Raw genomic sequence first — 26,359 nt, 5'->3', positions numbered from 1 at the left:
AAGTCGTATGATGAGATACGACGAGGGTTTATTTGTACAGTTCTGCGGTAGCGTGCCAGTGGTCGCCACTGCGCGCTTCGATGATGCGATAGGATGACGCACCCTGTTCTTCCGCTTTTTTGTTCAGCATTTCGTGCATGTCCATCGGAGACGTACCGATGGCGCCAACAGAAACAGTCCCGATAGCCTGACGGGATTGTGCCTGTTCAGCATTGATGGTGTCGGCTGCAAACGCACCGAATGACAGGACTGACAGTACGCTCAGGGCAGCTACAGTGGTTTTAATTTTCATGATTATTTACCTCGTCAATTATTTTACTGGGGTCTTTGTTCTGTGACCCTCATCACAAAATCAAGTATACACTAATCACGCAAAAAATTAATACCAGACTAATGGTTTCGTCTGTTATTACGCGTTAAAAAATTCATTTTTTATAACGAGAATGCATAAAAAAGGGCGTCACAATGCGAGGTTTGTGGTTTTTTCTTATTTAAATCAAAGGGGTATGGTAATTTAATTTTTTGTGCGATTTTGCGGCAGATCATTCACTGAATGAATGTTAACAGGCGGTAAAAAGCACTATTTGCAAAAGTAGCAGGCAGAGAAAAGCAGGGTAAAACGCGGTAAAAGCAGAATGATCCCCGCAGCCAGGCGCTACGGGGCAGACAATTACAGCTCCTGTTCGAACAGGACCAGAATCGCTTCGTAGAGGTCTTTCACCGAGAAACCATTTGCCGGGGTGGTAAAAATGGTGTCATCGCCGGCGATGGTCCCGAGGATCCCCTCTGCTTTACCCAGCGAGTCCAGCAGGCGGGCAATCAGCTGGGCTGCGCCCGGGCTGGTGTGGATCACGACCACGGCATCGTTATAGTCGATGTCCAGAACCAGGTTTTTCAGCGGGCTGGAGGTCGTTGGCACGCCAAGTTCAGCAGGCAGGCAATAAACCATTTCCATTTTGGCGTTGCGCGTACGCACCGCACCAAACTTGGTTAACATGCGAGAGACCTTCGACTGGTTGATGTTGTCGAAGCCTTGTTCCTGCAACGCCTGAACAATTTCTCCCTGAGAACTGAATTTCTCTTCTTTGAGTAGCGCTTTAAACGCCTTCACTAATTCTTCTTGCTTAGACGAGCTTCGCATAAGTCACCCGGAATATGACGATAGAAACAACATTATTATGCATGTGGATGAATTTTTATGCAAATTATCTACCTGGCACCAGGCTGAAATAATGTTATGAAAGGGAGAGATTTTATCAGATTTCGTTATCGGAAAACATGCCTGGGTCACGCCGCGCAAATAAGCTTAAAAGTAAATTAAATGTTATCAAAATGATGTTGTTTTGGTGGCGTGGCAGGGTGTATTGTAACCCCCTCTTAATTCGTTGTTGCCTGCATCCCGATAGTATTCAGGTGAAGGCGAAAGACGTGCGACCTCAAATTCTTTAGCGATGAAAATTGTAATTAATGACGTGCTGAATTATGGTCGCCGCAACGGAGTTACAGATACTTAAGTTAACCATAATAAGGAGTTTAGGATGAAAGTCGCAGTCCTCGGCGCTGCTGGTGGTATCGGCCAGGCGCTTGCCCTACTACTGAAAACCCAACTGCCTTCAGGCTCAGAACTCTCCCTGTACGATATTGCTCCGGTAACCCCAGGTGTGGCGGTTGACCTGAGCCACATCCCGACAGCTGTGAAAATCAAAGGCTTCTCCGGTGAAGATGCGCGTCCTGCGTTGCAGGGTGCCGACGTGGTGCTGATCTCCGCGGGTGTTGCGCGTAAACCGGGTATGGATCGTTCAGACCTGTTCAACGTCAACGCGGGCATCGTGAAAAACCTGGTTCAGCAGATTGCTGAAACCTGCCCGAAAGCGTGCATCGGGATCATCACCAACCCGGTGAACACCACCGTTGCTATCGCAGCAGAAGTGCTGAAGAAAGCGGGCGTTTACGACAAGAACAAACTGTTCGGCGTAACTACGCTGGATATCATCCGCTCCAATACCTTCGTGGCTGAGCTGAAAGGCAAGCAGCCAACGGAAGTGGAAGTGCCGGTTATCGGCGGTCATTCTGGCGTGACCATCCTGCCTCTGCTGTCGCAGATCCCGGGCGTGAGCTTCACCGAGCAGGAAGTGGCTGACCTGACCAAACGTATTCAGAACGCAGGCACCGAAGTGGTGGAAGCGAAGGCGGGTGGCGGTTCTGCAACCCTGTCTATGGGCCAGGCGGCGGCACGTTTCGGCCTGTCTCTGGTTCGCGCGTTGCAGGGCGAAAAAGGCGTTGTTGAATGCGCCTATGTTGAAGGCGACGGTGAACACGCGCGCTTCTTCTCTCAGCCGCTGCTGCTGGGTAAAAACGGTGTTGAAGAGCGTAAGTCTATCGGCACGCTGAGCGCGTTTGAGCAAAACGCGATGGAAGGCATGCTGGATACGCTGAAGAAAGACATTACGCTGGGCGAAGAATTCGTTAACAAGTGATCTTATCCCGGTAAAAAAAACGGAGCGTTAAGCTCCGTTTTTTTATGCCCGTCAGTTAGTGGCCGGGTATTCCTGGATGGTGACCTGAATCGTCAGCTTCTTGTCATTACGCATGACTTCAACAGGGATGATGGAGCCCGGGCGAATCTCAGCCACCTGGTCCATGGTTTCCAGCGCAGAGACCGCTGGCGTACCGTTGACGGAAAGGATAACGTCGTTCACCTGGATACCTGCGTTGGCCGCCGGGCCGCCAGGCGCCACTTCGTTGACCACAATCCCCTGGATCTGATCGATACCACCGCCCTGCGTATGCATCGGCGCGATTTCACGCCCGCCAATACCGATGTAGCCACGGATCACGCGGCCATCACGGATCAGCTTGTCCATGATCTTGGTCGCCAGCTGGAACGGAATGGCAAAGCCAATCCCTTCCGGCGTTTCGCCGTCGTTGCTCTTGTCGAACGAGAGGGTGTTAATGCCCATCAGTTCGCCGAGAGAGTTCACCAGCGCACCGCCGGAGTTACCGTGGTTGATTGAGGCATCGGTTTGCAGGAAGTTCTGCCGCCCTGACGGGTTCAGGCCGATTCGACCGGTCGCGCTGATGATCCCCTGAGTGATGGTCTGGCCCAGGTTGTACGGGTTACCGATCGCCAGCACCACATCGCCGATGTGCGGGGTGCGTTTGCGATTAATCGGGATTGTCGGCAGACCGCCTGTGGCGTTGATCTTCAGCACCGCCAGGTCGGTAAGGCTGTCCGACCCCACCAGCAGGGCTTCAAACACGCGGCCATCCTGTAAGGCGACGATAATCTGGTCGGCATCGTTAATGACGTGTTTATTGGTGATGATGTAGCCCCGGTCATCCATGATCACACCGGAACCGAGCGTGCGGATCTCCAGCTGGTTATGAGCGGAACTGTTAAGCCCGCGGTTATAGACGTTAACCACGGCGGGGGCAGCACGGCGTACCGCCTGATTGTACGTTGCAGGCGTTTCATCCGTGCTGTCGAACTGAGGAGCCGACAGTTTGTTGAACTGGCGTAAAGATGGCATAGCCACCAGCAGCAGACCGGCAACGATCAAACCAATGACAATTGAACGAAAGAGCTTTAAAAGCATGATGCGTGTGTCGTTAAAAAAGGAACGGTTTGCAGCATAACATGAGTTATCCGGACATCACACGCAGCGGCGATGTCCGGAGTCGCAAATGGTTAACGCAGTAAAATGTAGAGAGTGTCGTTGCCACGGATAATTTGCAGGGCAATGACCGCCGGTTTACTCTCCAGCACCTTACGCATTTCGGCAATAGACTGCACGCGAGTGCGGTTCACGCCCACGATCACGTCGTCCTGATGTAAACCTGCCTGCGCGGCCGGGCTGCTCTTCTCAACGGTAGTGACGGTAATGCCTTTCGTGCCGTTTTTAAGCTGACCGTCGCTCAGCGTAGCGCCCTGTAGAGCAGGGGAGATCTGTTCTGCGCTGGCGGAAGAGGAGGTGCTCTTGTCCAGCGTCACTTCCACGGTCAGTGGTTTGCCCTCGCGGATCAGGCCCAGCTTCACTTTAGCGCCCGGCTCCGTGGTGGCAATACGTGATCGTAATTCAGCGAAGCTGCTCAGCGGTTTATCGTTCAGGCTGACAATAATGTCGCCGGATTTCACACCCGCTTTCGCAGAGCCTGAGTTGGGCAGCACTTCGCTGACAAACGCCCCGCGCTGGACGTTGAGCTTAAAGGCTTTGGCGATATCGGCGCTCATCTCCATGCCTTTGATGCCCAGCAGACCGCGCTTAACCTCGCCAAACTGAATCAGCTGTTGAGACAGGGTTTTCGCCATGTTACTCGGAATGGCAAAACCAATCCCGATGCTGCCGCCGCCTGGCGCGAGGATAGCGGTGTTGATGCCGATCAGCTCACCGTTCAGATTAAGCAGCGCACCGCCGGAGTTGCCCCGGTTGATGGAGGCATCGGTCTGGATGAAGTTTTCCAGCCCTTCGAGATTCAGGCCGCTGCGCCCCAGGGCGGAGACAATCCCGGAGGTGGCGGTCTGGCCTAAACCGAACGGGTTACCGACTGCGACGGCAAAATCACCGACGCGCAGCTTATCGGAATCTGCAATGGCGATCTGGGTCAGGTTGCTGGGGTTTTGCACCTGTAGCAGGGCGATATCACTCTGATCGTCACCGCCGATCAGTTTGGCGTCAAACTCCCGACCATCGTTCAGCTGAACGCTGATTTTATCGGCCTGGCTGATCACGTGGTTATTGGTCAGGATATAGCCCTTAGCCGCGTCGATAATCACCCCTGAGCCCAGGCCTTCAAACGGCTGAGCCTGCTGATCCGGCGCGTCTTCGCCAAAATATTTCTTCAGCTCTTCAGGAATACGCTGGCTTTGGCGTGCCGTCCCTTCCACCTGAACGCTGACTACCGCAGGCAGGACTTTTTCAAGCATCGGCGCAAGGCTGGGAATGGCTTCTTGTCCAGGTACCTGCGAAGGCAGTGCCGCACTGGCGGGGAAGGACGCCGAGAGAGATAACCCGACACTTAACGCTAAGGCGCTCAACAGCTGGTTTTTTTTCTTCATTGATGCTGACTCTCGTATCCTGGAATGAAAAAGAACGGCCCCAAAAACATCTTGATGTTATTGAATTTTCAACCGCTGAACAATGAGGTGTTTGACTAAATAATAGCTGGGGACGGGAAGAAAGGACGGGCGCATAAGGTACGCCCGTAAAATTTATTCAGGTTGTGCGATTAATCGCGTTTTACGCCACCGCGCAGCAGGCCGGACGCGCCGTCTGAATAGTCGCGTGGCATCTGAACCGGAGCCTGATCGTTACCGGCTTCAGAATCAGCCAGACGATTGCGGAAGGGGTTGGTCTCCGCGGTCATTTCCGGCAGCAGGCTGCTGGAGCTTTTCGCCATGTGCTGGTAGAGCTGGCGATAATCTGTCGCCATGTTGTCCAGCAGCTCAGCGCTACGGGCAAAGTGGCTGACCAGCTCTTCGCGATATTCTTCCAGTTCAGCTTTGTTCTTTTCCAGTTCGTATTGCAGTGACTGCTGCTGACGCAATTTGCGGTTACCGAAACGCATGGCCACAGCACCAATGATGATGCCGACGACTAAACCGATTAGCGCATATTCCCAGGTCATGAACTTCTCCCGTTGTCTTGTTGTTCCGTAGGGTGTTGGCTCGGCTCCTGCCTGTGCCTGATTATGCCACTATAACCGCTATTTCCGCAGAAGTGGAATCCTGACGTATCATCGCGTAGTGTAGAACGGCCTTTTTTTCATCAGCCACGCGCGCTGGTGAGGTTTAACTAAAGGAATAACAACAACATCATGCAAAACCTGTCCCCTTCATCGCGTTACCAACTGGCCCTGAGCGAGGGCACACACCAGCCGGATGATGTCCAGCGTGAAGCGGTTAACCGCCTGGACACGATTTATCAGGAACTTCTGGCGAAACCCGCCGATGCGGTGCAGAGCAGTGGGCTGAAGGCGGCATTCGGCCGTTTACTGGGCAAAAAAGAGCCCACGGTAAACGCACCGGTTCGTGGCTTATATATGTGGGGCGGCGTTGGGCGGGGTAAGACCTGGCTAATGGACATGTTCTACCAGAGCCTGCCCGGCACGCGTAAGCAGCGCCTGCACTTTCACCGTTTTATGCTGCGGGTCCATGAAGAGCTGACGGCGCTCCAGGGCGAAACCGACCCGCTGGACATTGTGGCCGATCGCTTTAAGGCGGAAACGGACGTGCTCTGCTTCGACGAGTTCTTTGTTTCCGATATTACGGATGCCATGCTGTTGGGGGGCCTCATGAAAGCGCTGTTTGCGCGTGGGATCACTCTGGTGGCGACCTCCAATATCCCGCCGGATGAGCTTTATCGCAATGGTCTCCAGCGGGCGCGTTTCCTGCCGGCCATTGATGCTATCAAACAGCACTGCGACATCATGAACGTCGATGCCGGCGTCGATTATCGACTGCGCACATTAACGCAGGCACACCTGTGGCTTTCGCCGTTGAACGCCGACACAGCCCGCGAGATGGATAAACTGTGGCTGGCGCTGGCGGGAGCGCCGCGGGGTAACGCGCCAGCGCTGGAGATTAATCATCGTCCGTTGCCGACGCTTGGCGTAGAAAACCAGACGCTGGCCGTCTCGTTTGCAACGCTCTGCGTGGACGCCCGCAGCCAGCATGACTACATTGCACTTTCGCGTCTGTTCCATACCGTTATGTTGTGGGATGTGCCCGTTATGACCCCACTCATGGAGAGCGAAGCGCGCCGCTTCATCGCGCTGGTAGATGAGTTTTACGAGCGCCACGTTAAGCTGGTGGTCAGCGCCGAGGTGCCTTTATATGAGGTTTATCAGGGCGAGCGCCTGAAGTTTGAGTTCCAGCGCTGCCTGTCGCGCCTGCAAGAGATGCAGAGCGAAGAGTACCTCAAGCGCGAGCATATGCCATAAATGCTCCCCTCTCCCCGTGGGAGAGGGGCTGGGGGTGAGGGCACCAGACCGCACAATACCTGACCCCGAAAAACCCATTCCAAATCACATTTAAGGGTCGATCTTTGACCTCAACTTCTCTATAATCTTGCGACCCCACGTTACGAGAAGGTTTTTTTCCCGAAACTTTCTATGTGTCGGCATGTGCTATTCGAAGGGGTAGGTTTGCCGGACTTTGTCGTGTGAACCTCAACTGACTAAACGTTTAGGTGTTCACCAACGTGTAACTTATTATTTGGGTAAGCTTTTAATGAAAACTTTTACAGCTAAACCAGAAACCGTACAGCGCGACTGGTATGTTGTTGACGCGACCGGTAAAACTCTGGGCCGTCTGGCTACTGAACTGGCTCGTCGCCTGCGCGGTAAGCATAAAGCGGAATACACTCCGCACGTTGATACCGGAGATTACATCATCGTTCTGAACGCTGACAAAGTTGCTGTTACCGGCAACAAGCGTACTGACAAAATGTACTACCACCACACCGGCCACATCGGTGGTATCAAAGAAGCGACCTTTGAAGAGATGATTGCCCGCCGTCCTGAGCGTGTGATTGAAATCGCGGTTAAAGGCATGCTGCCAAAAGGCCCGCTGGGTCGTGCTATGTTCCGTAAACTGAAAGTTTACGCAGGCAACGAGCACAACCACGCGGCACAGCAACCGCAAGTTCTTGACATCTAATCGGGATTATAGGCAATGGCTGAAAATCAATACTACGGCACTGGTCGCCGCAAAAGTTCCGCAGCTCGCGTTTTCATCAAACCGGGCAGTGGTAAAATCGTAATCAACCAGCGTTCTCTGGAACAATACTTCGGTCGCGAAACTGCCCGCATGGTAGTTCGCCAGCCGCTGGAACTGGTTGATATGGTAGAAAAACTGGATCTGTACATCACCGTTAAAGGTGGTGGTATCTCCGGTCAGGCAGGTGCGATCCGTCACGGTATCACCCGCGCGCTGATGGAGTACGACGAATCCCTGCGTTCTGAACTGCGTAAAGCTGGCTTCGTTACTCGTGACGCTCGTCAGGTTGAACGTAAGAAAGTGGGTCTGCGTAAAGCACGTCGTCGTCCACAGTTCTCCAAACGTTAATCCATTCTGCTTACGCAGAACGATTGGCGAAAAACCCGCTTCGGCGGGTTTTTTTATGGATAATGCGCAGGTTATCCACAGTAACATTTCATATATCTTCTCTTTTTCCACATTTCCGGAATCCCCTCACCACAAAGCCATCAAAATCTGGTAAACTATCATCCAATTTTCTGCCCAAATATCGGTGAATACTCGATTTTTGTTCGATTCTTGAACAATGTGTCTTCTCTGGGATGGGCGATACATCATCTGGCTGGCCCCGTTGGGCTGGTAGCAGTAAAAATTCTGAATATACCTGGAGGTTTTCATGGCTGTCGCTGCCAACAAACGTTCGGTAATGACGCTGTTTTCTGGTCCTACTGACATTTATAGCCATCAGGTTCGTATCGTGCTGGCCGAGAAGGGTGTCAGTTTTGAGATCGAGCATGTGGAAAAGGATAACCCGCCTCAGGATCTGATCGATCTCAACCCGAGCCAAAGCGTACCGACGCTGGTGGATCGCGAGCTGACCCTGTGGGAATCCCGTATCATTATGGAATACCTGGATGAGCGTTTCCCGCATCCGCCGCTGATGCCTGTTTATCCTGTTGCGCGTGGTGAAAGCCGCCTGTACATGCAGCGTATCGAGAAAGACTGGTACTCGCTGATGAACGTTATCGTCAACGGTTCCTCTTCTGAAGCGGATACTGCACGTAAACAGCTGCGTGAAGAGCTGCTGGCAATCGCGCCAGTCTTTGGTCAAAAGCCTTTCTTCCTGAGCGACGAGTTCAGCCTGGTGGATTGCTACCTGGCTCCGTTGCTGTGGCGTCTGCCAACCCTGGGCGTAGAGTTCAGCGGCCCTGGCGCGAAAGAGCTGAAAGGCTATATGACTCGCGTCTTTGAACGCGACTCTTTCCTGGCATCTTTAACTGAACCGGAACGTGAAATGCGTCTCGGCCGAGGCTAATGACTGTGGAAATGTCACAACTTTCACCACGCCGTCCGTATCTGCTGCGCGCCTTCTATGAATGGCTGCTGGATAACCAGCTCACGCCGCACCTGGTTGTGGATGTGACGTTGCCGGGCGTGCTGGTTCCAATGGAATACGCGCGCGACGGACAGATTGTACTGAATATTGCGCCACGCGCAGTGGGTAACCTGGAGCTGGCGAACGACGAAGTGCGCTTTAATGCGCGCTTCGGCGGCGTGCCGCGTCAGGTTTCCGTGCCGCTGGCAGCTGTGCTGGCTATCTACGCCCGTGAAAACGGTGCGGGCACCATGTTTGAGCCGGAAGCAGCTTATGATGAAGAGGTTGCCAGCCTGAATGATGATGAGGCATCCGATGAACGCGAAAGCGACACGGTAATGTCTGTCATCGATGGCGATAAACCCGATCATAATGATGACACCGATCCGGATGACGAGCCACCACCACGCGGTGGTCGTCCCGCACTGCGCGTTGTGAAATAAACAAACAGGCCCGACGGGCCTGTTTTGCTTTCCGTCCCTTTTCGCCCCCTCTAATTTCCTGTGTTATGATGAACTGTTTTCCTTCAATGGCACCGGACTGCAATGAAACCGACTGATCTTAAAGCTGAAAACTCTGATGAAACCATTGGTCGCAGCCTGCGCCGTCGGCCGCTGGCGCGCAAAAAACTGTCTGATATGGTGGAAGAAGAGCTGGAGCAGATGATCCGTCGGAAGGAATTTGCCCAGGGAGAGCAGTTACCCTCCGAGCGCGAACTGATGGAGTTCTTCAACGTGGGTCGCCCCTCGGTGCGCGAAGCGCTGGCGGCGCTAAAGCGTAAAGGGCTAGTGCAGATTAACAACGGTGAACGTGCCCGCGTAACCATGCCGTCTGCCGATACCATCATCAGTGAATTGTCGGGAATGGCGAAAGACTTTCTGACCCAGCCCGGCGGTATTGCCCATTTCGAGCAGCTTCGCCTGTTCTTTGAATCCAGCCTCGTTCGTTATGCCGCAGAATATGCCACTGACGATCAGATTGCGCAGCTCACGAAAGCCCTGGAGATCAACAGCCAGTCCCTGGATGACAACACGCTATTTATTCGTTCCGATGTCGATTTTCACCGCGTGCTGGCGGAGATCCCCGGCAATCCGATCTTCAATGCGATCCACGTTGCGCTGCTTGACTGGTTAATTGCGGCGCGTCCTAAAGTGCCGGACGCAGAGCTTTATCAGCATAATGAAGTCAGCTATCGCCAGCATATCGCAATTGTGGATGCGATCCGCCGCCGCGATCCCGATGAAGCGGATCGGGCGTTGCAAACTCACCTTAACAGCGTCTCCGCCACCTGGCACGCTTTCGGCCAGCATTCAAAAGCCAAAAAATAACGATCCTTTAGTGAAGCAGATCGCAATATAAGCGTTCTGTATTCTACTGCTGCTTAATTGATCTGGTATAACAGGTATAAAGGTATGTCGTTATAACAAACACACGATCGATTGAGGTAACTATGGCAACGCAATTACGCGGCGTAATGGCCGCACTCCTGACCCCGTTTAACTCTGAGCAGATGCTGGATAAAGAAAGCCTGCGCCGTCTGGTGCGGTTCAATATTGAACAGGGTATCGATGGGCTGTACGTCGGCGGTTCAACGGGAGAGGCCTTTGTACAGAGCCTTTCGGAACGAGAGCAGGTGATGGAGATTGTGGCGGAAGAGGCGAAGGGGAAAATCACGCTCATCGCCCATGTTGGCTGCGTCAGCACGGCGGAAAGCCAGCAGTTAGCCATGGCCGCCGCCCGCGTCGGTTTTGACGCTGTATCCGCCGTCACACCGTTTTACTATCCCTTTAGCTTTGAAGAACATTGCGATCATTACCGTGCAATTATTGATTCGGCGGATGGTCTGCCGATGGTGGTCTATAACATTCCGGCGTTAAGCGGCGTTAAGTTAACGCTGGATCAGATCAACACGCTGGTGACGCTGCCGGGCGTCGGCGCGCTGAAGCAAACCTCCGGCGATCTCTTCCAGATGGAGCAGATCCGTCGTGAACATCCGGATCTGGTGCTCTACAACGGTTATGACGAGATCTTCGCCTCCGGCCTGCTGGCCGGCGCGGACGGGGGGATCGGCAGCACCTACAACATTATGGGCTGGCGCTACCAGGCGATCGCTAAAGCGGTTCGTGAAGGGGATAACGCCACCGCACAGTGCCTGCAAAGCGAATGCAACACGGTGATCGATCTGCTGATTAAAGCCGGGGTGTTCCGTGGTCTGAAAACGGTTCTGCACTATATGGACGTGGTATCCGTGCCGCTGTGCCGTAAGCCGTTTGCCCCTGTGGATGAAAAATTCGTGCCAGCGCTGAAAGCGCTGGCGGAGCAGCTAATGGCGGAAAAACGCTAACGCATAGCCGGGGGCGCTTCGCCTTATCCGGCCTACAAAAACATGCTACGTAGGCCGGATAAGGCGCAGCCGCCATCCGGCAAAACGACAGAGAAATCGTCGGGAGAGTGAAATGAGTAAGTCTACCCAAAGCATCCCGTGGTACCGCCATCTTACCCGTCCTCAGTGGCGCGCCTTCTCCGCCGCCTGGCTGGGATATCTGCTTGATGGCTTCGATTTTGTATTGATAGCCTTAGTCCTGACAGAAATAAAAAGCGAGTTTGCCCTGACGACAGTGGAAGCGGCGAGCCTGATTTCGGCGGCCTTTATATCGCGCTGGTTCGGCGGCCTGCTGCTGGGCGCCATGGGCGACCGCTATGGCCGCAAGCTGGCGATGATCACCAGCATCGTGCTCTTTTCCTGCGGTACGCTGGCCTGCGGTTTTGCGCCGGGTTACGTCACCCTGTTTATCGCCCGCATGGTGATAGGCATGGGGATGGCGGGGGAATATGGCTCCAGCGCAACCTATGTGATTGAAAGCTGGCCAAAGCACCTGCGCAACAAGGCGAGTGGTTTTCTGATTTCCGGTTTCTCCGTCGGCGCCGTGGTTGCGGCCCAGGTCTACAGCCTTGTCGTGCCCGTCTGGGGCTGGCGGGCGCTGTTCTTTATCGGCATTCTGCCCATCGTCTTTGCCCTGTGGCTGCGGAAAAATATTCCGGAAGCTGAGGACTGGAAAGCGAAGCACGAAGGCAAAGCCCCGGTGCGCACCATGGTTGATATTCTGTATCGCGGCAAATACCGCGTCATCAATATGGCGATGACGCTGTTTGCCGGTACGGCGCTGTGGTTCTGTTTTGCAGGCGAACTCAACAACGCGGGGCTGGTCGTTATTCTCGGCCTGCTGTGCGCCATCGTCTTTATCAGCTTTATGGTGCAAAGCAGCGGTAAACGCTGGCCGACGGGCGTCACGTTGATGGTTGTCGTACTCTTCGCCTTTCTCTACTCCTGGCCGATTCAGGCGCTATTACCCACTTATCTGAAAACCGACCTGGCCTATGATCCCTCAACGGTGGCGAAGGTGCTGTTCTTTAGCGGCTTCGGCGCGGCAGTAGGCTGCTGCGTGGGTGGTTTTCTCGGTGACTGGCTTGGCACCCGCAAGGCCTATGTCTGTAGCCTGTTGGCCTCACAGCTCCTGATTGTTCCCGTCTTTGCGATCGGCGGCGCCAATGTCTGGGTGTTGGGCTTGTTACTCTTTTTCCAGCAGATGCTGGGGCAGGGGATCTCCGGGATCTTACCCAAACTCATCGGCGGCTATTTCGATACCGACCAGCGTGCGGCGGGTCTGGGCTTTACCTACAACGTTGGCGCGTTGGGCGGCGCGATTGCCCCGGTGATTGGCGCGCTGCTGTCGCAGGATATGGCGCTGGGCACGGCCCTGGGATCGCTCTCCTTTGGCCTGACGTTTGTGGTGATCTTGCTTATTGGTCTGGATATGCCCTCCCGCGTTCAGCGCTGGATCAGGCCAGAAGCCCTGCGTACGCATGACGCTATTGACGGTAAACCTTTCAGCGGAGCCGTCCCGTTTGGCGGCGATAAAAGCGCTTTAGCGAAAAGCAAAAGTTAATCCGCTTGCCCGGACCTGTACCGGGCACATTCGTAAGGGATGAAGTATGTCACAACGGGATAAAAACATTTCCGAGCGGGGCGGTGCTATGACGACACTGACGATAGACATAGGTGGAACTAAACTTGCCGCCGCCCTGGTGGATGACGGTTTACAGATCCACGCGCGACGCGAATGCCCTACGCCCGCCAGTAAGACGCCTGACGCACTGCGTGAGGCGCTGGCTGAGCTGGTCAAGCCGTTACAGACCCAGGCAACGCGTGCGGCCATTGCCTCAACCGGAATCATTCAGGACGGCAATCTGCTGGCGATTAACCCGCAAAATCTCGGAGGATTGCACCATTTTCCGCTGGTGCAGACGCTCGAAGACATTGCTGGTTTGCCGACCCTGGCGATCAATGATGCTCAGGCTGCGGCATGGGCGGAATATCACGTTAGTGCGAAGGAAATTAAAGACATGGTATTCCTGACTGTTTCAACGGGCGTGGGGGGCGGCGTAGTCAGTAACGGGAAACTCGTGACCGGAAGCGGCGGACTGGCAGGGCATCTTGGGCATACGCTCGCCGATCCAAACGGCCCGCAATGCGGCTGTGGTCGCGTGGGGTGCGTGGAAGCCATCGCGTCTGGTCGCGGTATTGCCGCCGCAGCCAGGGGAGAGCTTGCAGGATGCGATGCAAAAACGATTTTTGCGCGCGCGGCAGAGGGAAATAAACAGGCGGCGGAACTGGTCCAACGTTCTGCACAGGTACTTGCGCGGCTTATTGCCGACACGAAAGCGGTGATGGACTGCCAGCGCGTGGTGATTGGCGGCAGCATCGGGCTGGCAGGAGGGTATCTGGCGCGGGTCCGCGCGTATCTTGAGGAGCATCCTTCTGTTTATCACGTTGAATTAACCGCCGCGCACTATCGACACGATGCGGGCTTACTGGGCGCGGCGCTGTTAGCTCAGGGAGAAAGATGATGTTTTTTGGTGAGATTCGGACGCTTCCCTCCACGGGGTTGCATCCCGTTCTTCTGGAGGCGCTAACCCTCGCGCTGGCTGCCCGTCCGCTGGAAAAAGCGGCAGGACGTTATGAGCTTCGCGGTGAGGATATCTTCATGAACGTGATGACGTTTGCCACGCAGTTTCCAGACCAGAAGAAAGCGGAACTGCATGAGCAATATATTGATATCCAGGTGTTATTGACGGGAGAAGAGCGCATCCTCTTTGGCGTGACGGGCTCGGCACGCCAGCGTGAAGATTTTCATCCTGAAGAAGATTATCAGTTGTGCAGTGAGATTGCAGGTGAACAGTGTGTCACCCTCCGGTCGGGGATGTGCGCCGTATTTATGCCGGGAGAGCCACATAAGCCAGGATGCGCAATCCTTGAGCCAGGCGAGATAAAGAAAGTCGTGGTGAAGGTACGCGCCCGCTTGCTGGGCACGTAGTTTATAGGCCTGATGGCGCTTCGCTTATCAGGCCTGCGGGCATAACGCAATTTGTAGGCCGGATAAGGCGCAGCCGCCATCCGGCAATGTTATTCGATATTCTGGCGCTTAAACGTCACCGCTTCCGGCTGCGTCAGGTGCAAGGTTGTCTGGCTGGGCACCGTCTCGGCAATCACCTTGCCGTGGCGAACAGAGTATCGTGCCGGCGTCTGGCGACGAACTGCATCAAACCCATTCTCTGCCGGGAGAATCACCAGGTTTGCTGTATTCCCAACGCGCACGCCATAGTCCTGCAAATCGAGCGTTTTCGCGCTGTGGGTAGTGATCAGGTTAAGCCCATCATTTATTTGCCCGTAACCCATCAGTTGGCAAACGTGCAGCCCCATATGCAGAACCTGAAGCATATTCGCGGTTCCCAGCGGATACCACGGATCGAAAACGTCGTCATGACCAAAGCAGACGTTGATCTCCGCTTCCAGCATTTCTTTGACGCGTGTGATGCCTCGGCGTTTGGGATAGGTATCGAAACGGCCCTGCAAATGCGTGTTAACCAGCGGGTTTGCCACGAAGTTAATGCCTGACATTTTTAACAGGCGGAACAGTCGGGACGTATACGCGCCATTATAGGAGTGCATCGCCGTGGTATGGCTGGCGGTCACGCGTGAACCCATTCCGTCACGATGTGCCAGTGCGGCAACGGTTTCAACGAAGCGCGATTGTTCATCATCAATTTCATCACAGTGGACATCGATCAGTCGGTCGTACTTTCTGGCCAGGGAAAACGTTTTATGCAGCGACTCAACGCCATATTCACGCGTAAATTCAAAGTGGGGGATTGCGCCGATGACATCCGCCCCTAAACGCACGGCTTCCTCAAGCAGTTCTTCACCGTTCGGATAAGAAAGAATGCCTTCCTGCGGGAATGCCACAATTTGCATATCGACCCACGGGGCGACTTCCTGCTTCACCTCCAGCATGGCTTTCAGTGCCGTAAGGGTGGGGTCCGAGACGTCAACGTGTGTACGTACGTACTGAATGCCGTTGGCGATTTGCCACTTCAGGGTCTGCATCGCGCGAGTTTTAACGTCTTCGTGGGTAAGCATCGCCTTGCGTTCGGCCCAGCGCTCGATTCCCTCGAAAAGCGTGCCGGACTGGTTCCAGTTCGGTTCACCCGCCGTTTGCGTTGTATCCAGATGGATATGCGGCTCGATGAAAGGAGGGATAACCAGCCCGCATTCGGCGTCCAGCACCTGACCGACTGGCGCAGAGGCGGTTTCCTGAGGATCGATACGGCTGAAGCGTCCGTCCTCAATCGTGATTTGCCATAAACCCTCTTGCCCCTGCAAACGGGCCTGACGGATAGTGAGGGAATTATTCTGCATGGGAAACCTCCGAAGGATTAGCAAGGGTACGTTTGGCGAATGGGTTTAACACCAAATAGCTGAAGACGCCACCCAATACTGCGTTAACGGGGACAATTCCCGGAATGTAGTGCCCGGCAGCAACACCCAGGGCGACCGAGAAAATGGCAATCCAGTTAACGGACACAAATTTTGCGTGGTCGAAGCTGGCATAGCGGCGGCGATTAATCAGGTAGTCGGCGATAATCACCCCGCCAATCGGCGGAATCGCTGCCGACAAAAAGGTCAGCCAGCCAACGAAGTTGTTGTATAGCCACAGCGCGCACAGCGTACCGATAATGCCATTAACCACCGACAGCGTACGGCTGGAAAGGCCAGTAATATTGGCGAAACCCAGACCAGAGGCGTACAACGCGTTGTCATTGGTGGTCCAGATATTCAGGCCAAGAACGACAATGGCCGGCAGCAGCAGTCCCTGGGCGATCATCACGTCAGAAATATCGGCCTGTCCTACGGCGGCAGCGCCTGCCGCACCGAAGATAAACATCAGCGAGTTGCCAAGGAAAAATGCCACCATCGCCACCAGAACGGCACCTTTGGCATTGCGGCCAAAGCGGACGAAGTCGGCGGTCAGCGTGCCTGCGCTGATAAACGAGCCTACGACCAGCGCCAGCGCGCTGGAAAAGTTGAGCGGCGTCTGCGGCACAATGGATTTGAGGTGGTCCAATCCTCCCACGCCGTCCACCGCCAGCCAGACGGAGTAGCTACCCAGGATGACGATAGCGGGTACGGCGATGATGGATAAAATCGTCAGTGCCGAGATGCCAAAAAAAATGGTTAACGTCATCAACAGGCCGGAAACTGCAATCAGGATGTTCACGTCGATGCCCGTGGCTTTACTCACCGGGATGGCAAACATCGCTACGCCGACGCCAAACCACCCTACCTGCGTACCGCCTAAAAGCATGGAGGGAAGCCAGGAACCTTTTATACCGAACGAGTAACGCGCAAGAAGATGGGTTGAGAGGCCGGTTTTTGCGCCAATGTAGCCAAGAAAAGCAGTGTAAATACCGAGGAGGAGATTGCCGAAGAGAACTGCGAGGAAGAAATCATTATAGGAAAGACCGGTACCGAGCGTGCCTCCGGTCCACATACTGGCGGAAAAAAACGTTAACCCTAACATCACAAAAGTGAGTGGAACCACGCCTTTCCGCGCCGCCAGAGGGACGGGGCCCTGGCTATAATTGTTATCTTGCGACACAACGCCTCCTTGAATTTTGGCCAAAAAATCCGCCGCATAATATACATTTTTTTCATGAAAGCAAACGTTTACGTCGGGATTTACGCTGCTTTTTTGCTTAAAAAGGCACCATTAACTTAAGGGTAGGCTACTGAAAACAGGCTCCCCAGCGTTCCGCTTTATGCTTCTGCCGGGGAGTCAGAGGGGCTTACACTTCCAGGAAGTTCATGATCCCGTCAGCCGCTTTACGGCCTTCGGCAATCGCCGTGACCACCAGGTCAGAGCCGCGAACGATGTCGCCACCGGCGAAGATTTTCGGGTTGCTGGTCTGGAACGCGTTATCGCTGCCTTCTGGCGCAATGATGCGGCCCTGAGAGTCCAGCTCTACGCTGTGCTTCGCCAGCCACTCCATGCTGTGAGGGCGGAAACCAAACGCCATCACCACGGCGTCAGCCGGGATCACGTGTTCAGAACCGGCCACGATCTCCGCGCGACGACGGCCTTTCGCATCTGGCGCACCCATCTCCGTGCGCGCCATCTTCACGCCGCTCACTTTACCGTTGGCATTCACTTCAATACCCAGAGGCTGGATGTTGAACTGGAACTCGACGCCCTCTTCACGTGCGTTTTTCACTTCGCGCTTAGAGCCCGGCATGTTCTCTTCGTCACGACGGTAGGCACAGATGACATGCGCCGCATTCTGGCGAATGGAGGTACGCACGCAGTCCATCGCGGTATCACCGCCGCCCAGCACCACCACGCGTTTGCCTTCCATGCTGACGAACGGCTCATCGGCGGTCTCGCCGTAGCCCATTAGCTGTTTGGTATTCGCAATCAGGAACGGCAGCGCGTCGTACACGCCCGGCGCATCTTCGTTCTCCAGACCACCGCGCATGGACTGATAAGTGCCTACGCCCAGGAACACGGCGTCGTAATCTTTCAGCAGGTCGTCGAGCTGCACGTCGCGGCCCACTTCGGTGTTGAGTTTGAACTCAATGCCCATGCCGGTGAAGATTTCGCGGCGGCGGGTCATCACCTCTTTCTCCAGCTTGAAGGCCGGGATACCGAAGGTCAGCAGGCCGCCAATCTCCGGGTGGCGATCAAAGACCACCGCCTTCACGCCGTTACGGGTCAGCACGTCCGCACAGGCCAGGCCTGCCGGGCCCGCGCCGATAATCGCTACGCGCTTGTCGGTTTGACGCACACCGGTCATATCCGGGCGCCAGCCCATCTCGAACGCTTTATCGTTGATATAGCGTTCGATGTTGCCGATGGTTACCGCGCCAAACTCGTCGTTCAGCGTACAGGAGCCTTCACACAGACGATCCTGAGGGCACACGCGGCCGCACACTTCCGGCAGGGTGTTGGTCTGATGAGACAGCTCGGCGGCTTCAAAAATACGCCCTTCGTTGGCCAGCTTCAGCCAGTTCGGGATGTAGTTATGGACCGGACACTTCCATTCGCAGTAAGGGTTACCGCAGGACAGGCAGCGGTCTGCCTGTGCTTTGGCCTGGCCTTCTGAAAACGGCTCATAGATTTCAACAAATTCAATTTTACGGATCTTCAGCGGTTTCTTTGGCGGATCAACACGCTGAAGGTCGATAAACTGGTAAACGTTCTGGCTCATCTGAATTCCTTACTGCGCCTGCACGCGCAGCTCTGCTGCGCTACGACTACGGTGACCCAACAGGGCTTTAACATCGCTGGACTTCGGCTTCACCAGCGCGAATTTCGCAGAGAACGCCGGCCAGTTGGCCAGGATCTCTTCGCCGCGCGAAGAACCGGTATGCTGCACGTGTTCGGTAATTAAACCGCGCAGGTGTTCTTCGTGGATGGCCAGCGTATCAACGTCCAGCACTTCCACCAGCTCCGGGTTCACGCGTTTGCGGAACTCACCGTCTTCATCCAGGACGTAGGCAAAACCGCCCGTCATGCCCGCGCCAAAGTTCACGCCGGTTTTACCCAGGACGCACACAATTCCGCCCGTCATGTATTCACAGCCGTTATCGCCGATGCCTTCCACCACGGTGATGGCGCCGGAGTTACGCACCGCAAAACGTTCGCCCGCACGGCCCGCGGCAAACAGACGACCGCCGGTTGCGCCGTACAGACAGGTATTGCCGATGATGCTCGCTTCATGGCTGCGGAAGGCTGAACCAACCGGAGGACGCACCGCCAGCAGACCGCCCGCCATGCCTTTTCCGACGTAGTCGTTGGCATCGCCGGTCAGGTATAACTCAACTCCGCCTGCGTTCCACACGCCGAAGCTCTGACCCGCGGTACCGCTGAAGTGCGCGGTAATCGGATCCGACGCCAGACCCTGGTCACCGTGCGTTTGCGCGATGTAACCGGAGAGGGACGCACCCACGGAACGGTCGGTGTTGCGGATATCAAACCAGAACGTTTTGCTCTGCTTCTCATCCACATACGGCTTCGCCTGTTGCAGCAGCTGTGCGTTCAGAACGCCGTTGTCGAACGGCGGGTTGTTCTCGGTACAGTAAACCGCTTTGCCAGGATGCGGCTGAGCGGTTTCCAGCAGCTTAGACAGCTCCAGCTTCTGCTGCTTGGCCGTGAAGCCCTCAAGCTCTTTCAACAGGTCGGTACGGCCAATCAGGTCTACCAGACGCTTCACGCCCAGCTGCGCCATCAGCTCGCGGGTTTCACGGGCGATGAAGTCAAAGTAGTTGGTCACTTTGAACGGCAGGCCGTGGTAGTGATTTTTACGCAGCTTTTCGTCCTGGGTAGCAACGCCCGTTGCACAGTTGTTCAGGTGGCAAATACGCAGGTATTTACAGCCGAGCGCAACCATTGGGCCGGTACCAAAGCCGAAGCTTTCCGCTCCCAGAATCGCCGCTTTGATGATGTCGAGGCCGGTTTTCAGTCCGCCGTCCACCTGCAAACGGATCTTGTGACGCAGGCCGTTAGCGACCAGCGCCTGCTGGGTTTCCACCAGGCCAAGCTCCCACGGACAACCCGCGTATTTCACGGAGGAGAGCGGGCTTGCGCCGGTGCCGCCGTCGTAACCGGCGATGGTGATCAGATCCGCATAGGCTTTCGCCACGCCGGTGGCAATGGTGCCAACGCCCGGTTCGGAAACCAGCTTCACGGAGATCATCGCTTTCGGGTTGACCTGTTTCAGGTCGAAAATCAGCTGCGCCAGATCCTCGATAGAGTAGATATCGTGGTGCGGCGGCGGGGAGATCAGCGTCACGCCCGGCACTGAATAGCGAAGCTTAGCGATGTATGGGGTGACTTTATCACCCGGCAGCTGACCGCCTTCACCCGGTTTCGCACCCTGCGCGACTTTAATCTGAATCACGTCGGCGTTAACCAGGTACGCAGGCGTTACGCCAAAGCGACCAGACGCCACCTGCTTAATACGGGACACTTTATTGGTGCCATAGCGGGCCGGATCTTCACCGCCTTCGCCGGAGTTGGAGTTGCCGCCGATGCTGTTCATGGCTTCCGCCAGCGCTTCGTGGGCTTCCGGGCTCAGCGCGCCGATAGACATCGCCGCGGTGTCGAAACGTTTGAACAGCTCAGACGCGGGTTCAACCTCGTCAATGCTGACCGCTTCATCACCTGGATTGAGGGCAATGAGATCGCGCAGCGTCGCTGCCGGACGGTTATTCACCAGCTCTGCATACTGCTGATAATCGCTGTACTCGCCGCTCTGCACCGCCTGTTGCAGCGTGCGCACCACGTCCGGGTTATAAGCGTGATACTCACCCCCGTGGACATATTTCAGCAGGCCGCCCTGTTCCAGCGGCTTACGTGCCAGCCAGGCGCGTTTCGATAGGTTCACCAGATCCTGCTGGAAGTCAGCAAAACCGGCGCCGCCGATACGGCTGATCACGCCCTGGAAGCAGAGGTTGGCGACGTCGTCATGCAGGCCGACCGCTTCAAACAGCTTCGAGCAGCGGTAAGAGGCGATGGTCGAGATGCCCATTTTGGACATGATTTTGTACAGACCTTTGTTGATGCCGTTACGGTAGTTCAGCATCACAGCGCGGTAGTCTTTGTCGATCGCGCGGGTATCTACCAGGCGGGCCAGCGTTTCGTAGGCCAGATACGGGTAGATTGCCGTGGCGCCAAAGCCTAACAGCACCGCAAAGTGGTGCGGGTCGCGCGCGCTCGCGGTTTCAACGATGATGTTGGCATCGCAGCGCAGGCTCTTGTCCACCAGACGCGTCTGGATAGCCCCCACCGCCATGGGTGCAGGCACCGGCAGACGGTTTTTCGCGATGTTGCGGTCAGACAGCACCAGCAGAACGGTGCCGTTACGCACCATCTGCTCGGCTTTATCGCACAGCGCGTTCACCGTCTCTTCGAGGCTCGTTTCGGTCACGTCGAAGGTGATATCGAGCGTGTCGGCGCGATAGTGCTCCTCGGTCATGGTGGTGAGCTGTTTGAAATCGGAGTACAGCAGGATCGGTGATTTAAAGGTCAGACGGTGCGCCTGGCCTTCAGCTTCACAGAAGACGTTCATCTCACGGCCGATGCTGGTGGCCAGCGACATGACGTGGGCTTCGCGCAGCGGATCGATTGGCGGGTTAGTGACCTGCGCAAACTGCTGACGGAAGTAGTCATAAATAATGCGTGGCTGGCTGGAGAGCACGGCAAACGGGGTATCGTCACCCATTGAGCCGACCGCTTCCTGGCCGTTTTCACCGAGCACGCGGATAACCGAGTCCAGCTCTTCCGCGCTGTAGTTAAACTGCTTCTGGAAGCTCGCGAGGGTGTCATCGTCCAGCTCGCGGCTGCCCACTTCTTCGTCCGACAGATCTTCAAACGGCACCAGACGACGCACGTTTTTCTCCATCCACTCTTTGTACGGATGGCGGCTCTTCAGATCGTTGTCGGTTTCGGCGGAATGCAGAATACGCCCACCGCGGGTGTCGATCACCATCAGCTCGCCCGGTCCGACGCGGCCTTTCTCGACCACTTCGTCTGGCTGGTAATCCCAGATCCCGACTTCAGAGGCACAGGTGATGAGCTTGTCTTTGGTAATAACGTAGCGCGCCGGACGCAGACCATTACGGTCCAGGTTACAGGCGGCAAAACGACCGTCGGACATAACGATGCCCGCCGGGCCGTCCCACGGCTCCATGTGCATGGAGTTAAAGTCGAAGAACGCGCGCAGCTCAGGGTCCATATCCGGGTTGTTCTGCCAGGCCGGTGGCACGAGCAGACGCATGGCGCGCACGATGTCCATCCCGCCCGCCAGCAGCAGTTCCAGCATGTTATCCATGGAGCTGGAGTCCGAGCCGGTTTCGTTCACGAACGGCGCGGCATCGTGCAGATCCGGGATCAGCGGCGTCTGGAATTTATAGGTACGGGCGCGGGCCCACTGGCGGTTACCGGTGATGGTGTTGATCTCGCCGTTATGCGCCAGGTAGCGGAACGGCTGCGCCAGCGGCCAGCGTGGAACGGTGTTGGTGGAGAAGCGCTGGTGGAACAGGCAAATGGCCGATTCCAGACGCAGGTCCGCCAGGTCCAGGTAGAAGCGCGGCAGGTCAGCCGGCATACACAGACCTTTATAGATGTTCACAAGGTTAGAGAGGCTACAGACGTAGAACTCTTTATCATCCTGAAGACGTTTTTCAATGCGGCGGCGGGCGATAAACAGACGGCGTTCCATATCACGCGGACGCCAGCCCGCAGGCGCATTGACAAAAATCTGTTCAATACGAGGCAGCGAGGAGAGGGCGATTTCACCGAGCACCCCTTCGTTGGTTGGCACATCGCGCCAGCCGACGATCGACAGGGTTTCACGCTGAAGTTCTTCTTCAACGATGCGGCGTGAGGCGGCAGCTTTTTCAGGATCCTGATTCAGGAACAGCATACCGACAGCGTAGTTTTTGGCTAAACGCCAGCCGCGCTCTTCCGCTACGATACGGAAGAAACGATCCGGTTTTTGCAGCAGCAGGCCGCAACCGTCGCCGGTTTTACCATCGGCAAGGATGGCGCCACGGTGCTGCATACGGGCCAGTGCGTGAATAGCAGTACGCACTACCTTGTGGCTAGGTTCGCCTTCTATGTGGGCGATCAGGCCGAAACCACAGTTATCCTTCTCAAGGGATTTATCGTACAACATATCAGTGAACCTCCCCAGGCTCGTCGGGCTTCCCACTGAACTTTACCGTGGCGCACAGGCGCAGAAAGAGCATGGCGACGGGGTTAGCGTTTCATACGCGGACCTCGCATTCGCCCTCTTTTTCATCCTTTCGCGCAGGTAAACAAGTTTGAGGACTTGCTTCAGAGGGAATCTCAATTACTGCATAAATATGATGAGCAGGCCGCTCATCCAGAAAGCTTCCAGCGGATTTCCAACTTATCGGGAATTGGTACACAGGTCAAATGGCAATCTTATTTATACAAAAATGTGCTAAAGCGTAGTTATCTTTTTGTTTTTAATATGTATTTAACTATTTTTACAACCACTTAAAGCACCGGGGAGGTGCAGGGGAGTGTGATCTGACTCACTATATGAAAGCGGTATTATCGATGCAGCGTGCTGAAATGCAGATTTATAGCAGAATATTAATCTGGTGTTGCATTCAAATCCGCATAAAATCACTGTTTTTCAGTCCTGGCGCTATAAATGAAAAAAACCATCAGAACATAAGGAAAAGTAATTACGTACAGGGTGAATGAAATCTCGGTAATCGTGATTATTTATTCAAACAGATAAAGGCCGTCCAAGGCGATTGATCCAGGTCATCGCCGACAGAGGCTAAAAATGGCAGGCTTGTCCCCTTTCTTCGGGACGGTCTATCAGATTATGCAGTTACAGAAATTAGTCAATATGTTTGGTGGGGATCTTTTGCAGCGCTATGGGCAAAAGGTTCACAAACTGACGCTGCACGGCGGCTTTAGCTGCCCGAATCGCGATGGCACCATCGGGCGTGGTGGCTGCACTTTCTGTAACGTGGCCTCGTTTGCTGACGAGGCCCAGCAGCATAAATCTATCGCTGAACAGCTCGCCCATCAGGCGAGTCTGGTGAATCGCGCGAAGCAGTATCTGGCCTATTTCCAGGCCTACACCAGCACGTGGGCTGAGGTGCAGGTACTGCGCTCGATGTATCAGCAGGCGGTTGCTCAAGCGAACATTGTCGGGCTGTGCGTGGGGACGCGTCCGGACTGCGTGCCGGAGGCCGTGCTGGATTTACTTAGTGAGTACAAAGAGAAGGGCTACGAGATCTGGCTGGAGCTGGGCTTGCAGACCGCGCATGACAAAACCCTGCACCGTATCAATCGCGGGCATGATTTCGCCTGCTACCAGCGCACCACGCGTCTCGCCCGTGAGCGTGGATTAAAAGTCTGCTCGCATCTGATTGTCGGCTTGCCAGGAGAAGGGCAGCAGCACGGGCTGGAAACGCTGGAAAAAGTCGTCGAGACCGGCGTGGATGGCATTAAGCTGCATCCGCTGCATATCGTGAAGGGCAGCATAATGGCGAAAGCCTGGGAAGCGGGGCGGTTAAGTGGTATCGAACTCGACGACTATACGGTGACGGCGGGGGAGATGATTCGCCACACGCCTCCGGAGATTGTTTACCACCGCATCTCGGCCAGCGCCCGCCGCCCAACGCTTCTGGCACCGCTCTGGTGTGAGAACCGCTGGACGGGGATGCTGGAAATCGACCGCTATCTACAGGAGAACGGTGTACAGGGGTCGGCGCTTGGCCGCCCGTGGGTTCCCCCGCTACCGGCGACGGCCGCCTAGCAGACTTCCCAGCATGCCGCGTACTATCTGGTTGGTAATCTGACGCGTCGCGCTTTTTGCCATGGTCTGAACCACGCCATCGCGTTTGCCGCCGCGTGGCCCGGTGCTGCCGAACAGAATATCTTTCAGCCCGCCGAGAATGCCGTCGTCCACGGCAACAGATTGCCCTTTTGCGGCAGGGGCATCCTGCGATTCGGCAGTCGCCTGCACCCCTTTTTGCAGCATCTCGAACGCGGATTCGCGATCCACCTCGTCTTCATACTTCCCGTACACCGGGGAGTGATTAATCAGGCCGTTGCGTTCATCGTCCGTTACCGGCCCCATGCGCGAGCAGGGCGCAATCACCATCGCACGCTCGACAACTGTCGGGCTGCCTTTTGCATCGAGGAACGAAATCAGCGCTTCACCGGTACCCAGCGCCTGAATGGCGGTTTCGGTATCAAAGGCCGGATTGGCACGCATGGTTTGCGCCGCGGCTTTCACCGCTTTCTGATCTCTCGGCGTAAAGGCGCGCAGGGCGTGCTGCACGCGGTTACCCAGCTGCCCCAGTACGTTGTCCGGAATATCCGACGGGTTTTGCGACACAAACCAGACCCCGACACCCTTGGAGCGGATCAGGCGGATAACCTGTTCAATTTTATCCAGCAGCACCTGCGGCGCGTCGTTAAACAACAGGTGCGCTTCGTCAAAGAAGAACACCAGTTTGGGTTTTTCCAGATCGCCTGCTTCCGGCAGTTGTTCGTACAGTTCAGAGAGCATCCACAGCAGGCTGGCGGCGTAAAGCTTCGGCATCTGGTAGAGCTTCTCTGCGCTCAGAATGTTGATGATGCCTTTGCCGCTGCTGTCGGTACGCATCCAGTCTTTGATATCCAGCATTGGCTCGCCGAAGAAGTGTTCGGCACCCTGTTGCTCCAGCGTCAGGAGCCCGCGCTGAATGGCGCCCACCGAGGCGCTGCTGATATTGCCGTACTGGTTCTGGAAGGATTTGGCGTTATCGCCAATGTACTGGGTGATGGCGCGCAGATCTTTGAAGTCGAGCAGCAGTAGCCCCTGATCGTCGGCGATACGGAAGATAATGTTCAGTACCCCGGACTGCACGTCGTTGAGGTTAAGCAGACGGGCCAGCAGCAGCGGGCCGAGGTCGGAGACGGTGGCGCGCACCGGATGGCCTTTTTCGCCGAAGATATCCCAGGCCACCACCGGATTACCGTGCGGCGTCCAGTCGGTGATGCCGATATTTTTCAGGCGCTCGAGGAGTTTTTCTGACGCTGCACCTTCCTGAGCCACCCCGGTTAAATCGCCCTTCACGTCAGCCATAAATACCGGCACGCCAGTCTCTGACAACGACTCAGCCAGCTTTTGCAGGGTGACGGTTTTTCCCGTCCCGGTCGCGCCGGTGATCAGACCATGACGGTTCGCCATCGCGGGCAGTAAAAACAGCTCTTTTTCCAGCGTCCTGGCGATTAACAATGGTGTACTCATGATGCACGTCCTCTCGTAGTCCTGGGTGGAGTATAGGCAACCTGACGGCAAAATGTCTGCGTAAATTCCTCACTTTGCGGCGCATTATCCAGTGCGGACTATGC

General features: G+C 55.5%; 22 protein-coding genes. 12 read left to right on the top strand and 10 right to left on the bottom strand.

Translation table 11 applies throughout. From position 1 onward, the window contains the following. Positions 1-28: 28 nt before the first annotated feature. Both yhcN and argR read right to left on the bottom strand, forming a co-directional pair. Positions 29-292, bottom strand: coding sequence for a peroxide/acid stress response protein YhcN (gene yhcN, locus IMQ56_RS21635; protein WP_006812160.1), 264 nt, complete (start codon positions 290-292; stop codon positions 29-31). Between the two features lie 378 nt (positions 293-670). After that, positions 671-1,141, bottom strand: coding sequence for a transcriptional regulator ArgR (gene argR, locus IMQ56_RS21630; RefSeq protein WP_003860428.1), 471 nt, complete (start codon positions 1,139-1,141; stop codon positions 671-673). A gap of 397 nt (positions 1,142-1,538) precedes the next feature. On the opposite strand from argR, the gene mdh reads away from it, so the two are divergent. Continuing rightward, positions 1,539-2,477: a malate dehydrogenase gene (gene mdh / locus IMQ56_RS21625; protein ID WP_003860429.1), complete on the top strand. Its 939-nt coding sequence runs from the start codon at positions 1,539-1,541 to the stop codon at positions 2,475-2,477. A gap of 51 nt (positions 2,478-2,528) precedes the next feature. Here mdh and degS read toward each other — a convergent pair whose 3' ends face one another. The 3 genes from degS to zapG all read right to left on the bottom strand — a co-directional run bounded on the left by degS (position 2,529) and on the right by zapG (position 5,625). Beyond that, on the bottom strand, positions 2,529-3,596 hold the full coding sequence (degS, locus tag IMQ56_RS21620) for an outer membrane-stress sensor serine endopeptidase DegS (RefSeq protein WP_003860430.1): 1,068 nt from the start codon (positions 3,594-3,596) through the stop codon (positions 2,529-2,531). Between the two features lie 92 nt (positions 3,597-3,688). After that, a complete protein-coding gene (degQ, locus tag IMQ56_RS21615) occupies positions 3,689-5,056 on the bottom strand; it encodes a serine endoprotease DegQ (RefSeq protein ID WP_015572006.1) in 1,368 nt (455 codons plus the stop codon). Positions 5,057-5,226: 170 nt separating this feature from the next. Continuing rightward, positions 5,227-5,625 (bottom strand): Z-ring associated protein ZapG, encoded by a 399-nt coding sequence (gene zapG, locus IMQ56_RS21610; protein ID WP_003860432.1) that lies wholly within the window; start codon positions 5,623-5,625, stop codon positions 5,227-5,229. A 189-nt stretch (positions 5,626-5,814) separates the two neighbouring features. Here zapG and zapE point away from each other — a divergent pair, with 189 nt between their 5' ends. From zapE to nanQ, 10 genes are all read left to right on the top strand, one after another. Beyond that, positions 5,815-6,939: a cell division protein ZapE gene (gene zapE, locus IMQ56_RS21605; protein ID WP_015572004.1), complete on the top strand. Its 1,125-nt coding sequence runs from the start codon at positions 5,815-5,817 to the stop codon at positions 6,937-6,939. Between the two features lie 289 nt (positions 6,940-7,228). Beyond that, positions 7,229-7,657 (top strand): 50S ribosomal protein L13, encoded by a 429-nt coding sequence (rplM, locus tag IMQ56_RS21600; RefSeq protein ID WP_003860434.1) that lies wholly within the window; start codon positions 7,229-7,231, stop codon positions 7,655-7,657. A 15-nt stretch (positions 7,658-7,672) separates the two neighbouring features. Next, entirely contained in the window at positions 7,673-8,065 is a 393-nt protein-coding gene (gene rpsI, locus IMQ56_RS21595) for a 30S ribosomal protein S9 (RefSeq protein ID WP_003860436.1), read from the top strand. A gap of 307 nt (positions 8,066-8,372) precedes the next feature. Then, positions 8,373-9,011 carry a stringent starvation protein SspA gene (gene sspA, locus IMQ56_RS21590; protein WP_150390882.1) on the top strand — a complete coding sequence of 213 codons (639 nt, stop codon included), beginning with the start codon at positions 8,373-8,375 and terminating at the stop codon, positions 9,009-9,011. Between the two features lie 5 nt (positions 9,012-9,016). Beyond that, complete coding sequence (gene sspB / locus IMQ56_RS21585; RefSeq protein WP_026080566.1) at positions 9,017-9,514, top strand: ClpXP protease specificity-enhancing factor; 498 nt, start codon at positions 9,017-9,019, stop codon at positions 9,512-9,514. A gap of 102 nt (positions 9,515-9,616) precedes the next feature. Then, positions 9,617-10,399: a transcriptional regulator NanR gene (nanR, locus tag IMQ56_RS21580; RefSeq protein ID WP_017382717.1), complete on the top strand. Its 783-nt coding sequence runs from the start codon at positions 9,617-9,619 to the stop codon at positions 10,397-10,399. A gap of 122 nt (positions 10,400-10,521) precedes the next feature. Next, positions 10,522-11,415, top strand: a complete 894-nt coding sequence (nanA, locus tag IMQ56_RS21575; RefSeq protein WP_196063913.1) for an N-acetylneuraminate lyase — start codon at positions 10,522-10,524, stop codon at positions 11,413-11,415. A 112-nt stretch (positions 11,416-11,527) separates the two neighbouring features. After that, positions 11,528-13,018, top strand: coding sequence for an MFS transporter (locus IMQ56_RS21570; protein ID WP_015572000.1), 1,491 nt, complete (start codon positions 11,528-11,530; stop codon positions 13,016-13,018). 88 nt (positions 13,019-13,106) lie between these two features. Beyond that, complete coding sequence (locus IMQ56_RS21565; RefSeq protein ID WP_196063912.1) at positions 13,107-13,979, top strand: N-acetylmannosamine kinase; 873 nt, start codon at positions 13,107-13,109, stop codon at positions 13,977-13,979. After that, entirely contained in the window at positions 13,979-14,446 is a 468-nt protein-coding gene (nanQ, locus tag IMQ56_RS21560) for an N-acetylneuraminate anomerase (protein WP_180993958.1), read from the top strand. Before IMQ56_RS21565 ends, nanQ begins: the two co-directional genes overlap by 1 nt. 89 nt (positions 14,447-14,535) lie before the next feature. Here nanQ and IMQ56_RS21555 read toward each other — a convergent pair whose 3' ends face one another. The 4 genes from IMQ56_RS21555 to gltB all read right to left on the bottom strand — a co-directional run bounded on the left by IMQ56_RS21555 (position 14,536) and on the right by gltB (position 23,144). Then, positions 14,536-15,828 (bottom strand): cytosine deaminase, encoded by a 1,293-nt coding sequence (locus tag IMQ56_RS21555; protein ID WP_015571997.1) that lies wholly within the window; start codon positions 15,826-15,828, stop codon positions 14,536-14,538. Continuing rightward, entirely contained in the window at positions 15,818-17,068 is a 1,251-nt protein-coding gene (gene codB / locus IMQ56_RS21550) for a cytosine permease (protein WP_017382720.1), read from the bottom strand. The genes IMQ56_RS21555 and codB overlap by 11 nt, the downstream gene beginning before the upstream one ends. Before the next feature lie 187 nt (positions 17,069-17,255). Continuing rightward, a complete protein-coding gene (gene gltD, locus IMQ56_RS21545; RefSeq protein ID WP_017382721.1) occupies positions 17,256-18,674 on the bottom strand; it encodes a glutamate synthase subunit GltD in 1,419 nt (472 codons plus the stop codon). A 9-nt stretch (positions 18,675-18,683) separates the two neighbouring features. Next, positions 18,684-23,144, bottom strand: a complete 4,461-nt coding sequence (gene gltB / locus IMQ56_RS21540; protein WP_017382722.1) for a glutamate synthase large subunit — start codon at positions 23,142-23,144, stop codon at positions 18,684-18,686. Positions 23,145-23,831: 687 nt separating this feature from the next. Here gltB and IMQ56_RS21535 point away from each other — a divergent pair. After that, complete coding sequence (locus IMQ56_RS21535; protein ID WP_096152317.1) at positions 23,832-24,773, top strand: TIGR01212 family radical SAM protein; 942 nt, start codon at positions 23,832-23,834, stop codon at positions 24,771-24,773. Here the strand turns inward: IMQ56_RS21535 and IMQ56_RS21530 are convergent. Further along, complete coding sequence (locus IMQ56_RS21530) at positions 24,753-26,255, bottom strand: helicase HerA-like C-terminal domain-containing protein (protein ID WP_048246803.1); 1,503 nt, start codon at positions 26,253-26,255, stop codon at positions 24,753-24,755. The genes IMQ56_RS21535 and IMQ56_RS21530 overlap by 21 nt on opposite strands. Positions 26,256-26,359 lie beyond the last annotated feature (104 nt).

The sequence above is a fragment of the Enterobacter sp. Res13-Sevr-PEC09-46 genome, from assembly GCF_015672585.1.
Lineage (GTDB): Bacteria > Pseudomonadota > Gammaproteobacteria > Enterobacterales > Enterobacteriaceae > Enterobacter > Enterobacter hormaechei_C.
Note: the sequence above shows the minus strand (reverse complement) of the source record. Positions and strands in the feature narration are given on the sequence as shown.

Excerpts from the sequence above, each read along its gene's own strand:
- yhcN (WP_006812160.1), bottom strand. The coding sequence starts at position 292 with ATGAAAATTAAAACCACTGTAGCTGCCCTGAGCGTACTGTCAGTCCTG.
- argR (WP_003860428.1), bottom strand. The coding sequence starts at position 1,141 with ATGCGAAGCTCGTCTAAGCAAGAAGAATTAGTGAAGGCGTTTAAAGCG.
- mdh (WP_003860429.1), top strand. The coding sequence starts at position 1,539 with ATGAAAGTCGCAGTCCTCGGCGCTGCTGGTGGTATCGGCCAGGCGCTT.
- degS (WP_003860430.1), bottom strand. The coding sequence starts at position 3,596 with ATGCTTTTAAAGCTCTTTCGTTCAATTGTCATTGGTTTGATCGTTGCC.
- degQ (WP_015572006.1), bottom strand. The coding sequence starts at position 5,056 with ATGAAGAAAAAAAACCAGCTGTTGAGCGCCTTAGCGTTAAGTGTCGGG.
- zapG (WP_003860432.1), bottom strand. The coding sequence starts at position 5,625 with ATGACCTGGGAATATGCGCTAATCGGTTTAGTCGTCGGCATCATCATT.
- zapE (WP_015572004.1), top strand. The coding sequence starts at position 5,815 with ATGCAAAACCTGTCCCCTTCATCGCGTTACCAACTGGCCCTGAGCGAG.
- rplM (WP_003860434.1), top strand. The coding sequence starts at position 7,229 with ATGAAAACTTTTACAGCTAAACCAGAAACCGTACAGCGCGACTGGTAT.
- rpsI (WP_003860436.1), top strand. The coding sequence starts at position 7,673 with ATGGCTGAAAATCAATACTACGGCACTGGTCGCCGCAAAAGTTCCGCA.
- sspA (WP_150390882.1), top strand. The coding sequence starts at position 8,373 with ATGGCTGTCGCTGCCAACAAACGTTCGGTAATGACGCTGTTTTCTGGT.
- nanR (WP_017382717.1), top strand. The coding sequence starts at position 9,617 with ATGAAACCGACTGATCTTAAAGCTGAAAACTCTGATGAAACCATTGGT.
- nanA (WP_196063913.1), top strand. The coding sequence starts at position 10,522 with ATGGCAACGCAATTACGCGGCGTAATGGCCGCACTCCTGACCCCGTTT.
- IMQ56_RS21570 (WP_015572000.1), top strand. The coding sequence starts at position 11,528 with ATGAGTAAGTCTACCCAAAGCATCCCGTGGTACCGCCATCTTACCCGT.
- IMQ56_RS21565 (WP_196063912.1), top strand. The coding sequence starts at position 13,107 with ATGACGACACTGACGATAGACATAGGTGGAACTAAACTTGCCGCCGCC.
- nanQ (WP_180993958.1), top strand. The coding sequence starts at position 13,979 with ATGTTTTTTGGTGAGATTCGGACGCTTCCCTCCACGGGGTTGCATCCC.
- IMQ56_RS21555 (WP_015571997.1), bottom strand. The coding sequence starts at position 15,828 with ATGCAGAATAATTCCCTCACTATCCGTCAGGCCCGTTTGCAGGGGCAA.
- gltD (WP_017382721.1), bottom strand. The coding sequence starts at position 18,674 with ATGAGCCAGAACGTTTACCAGTTTATCGACCTTCAGCGTGTTGATCCG.
- gltB (WP_017382722.1), bottom strand. The coding sequence starts at position 23,144 with ATGTTGTACGATAAATCCCTTGAGAAGGATAACTGTGGTTTCGGCCTG.
- IMQ56_RS21535 (WP_096152317.1), top strand. The coding sequence starts at position 23,832 with ATGCAGTTACAGAAATTAGTCAATATGTTTGGTGGGGATCTTTTGCAG.
- IMQ56_RS21530 (WP_048246803.1), bottom strand. The coding sequence starts at position 26,255 with ATGAGTACACCATTGTTAATCGCCAGGACGCTGGAAAAAGAGCTGTTT.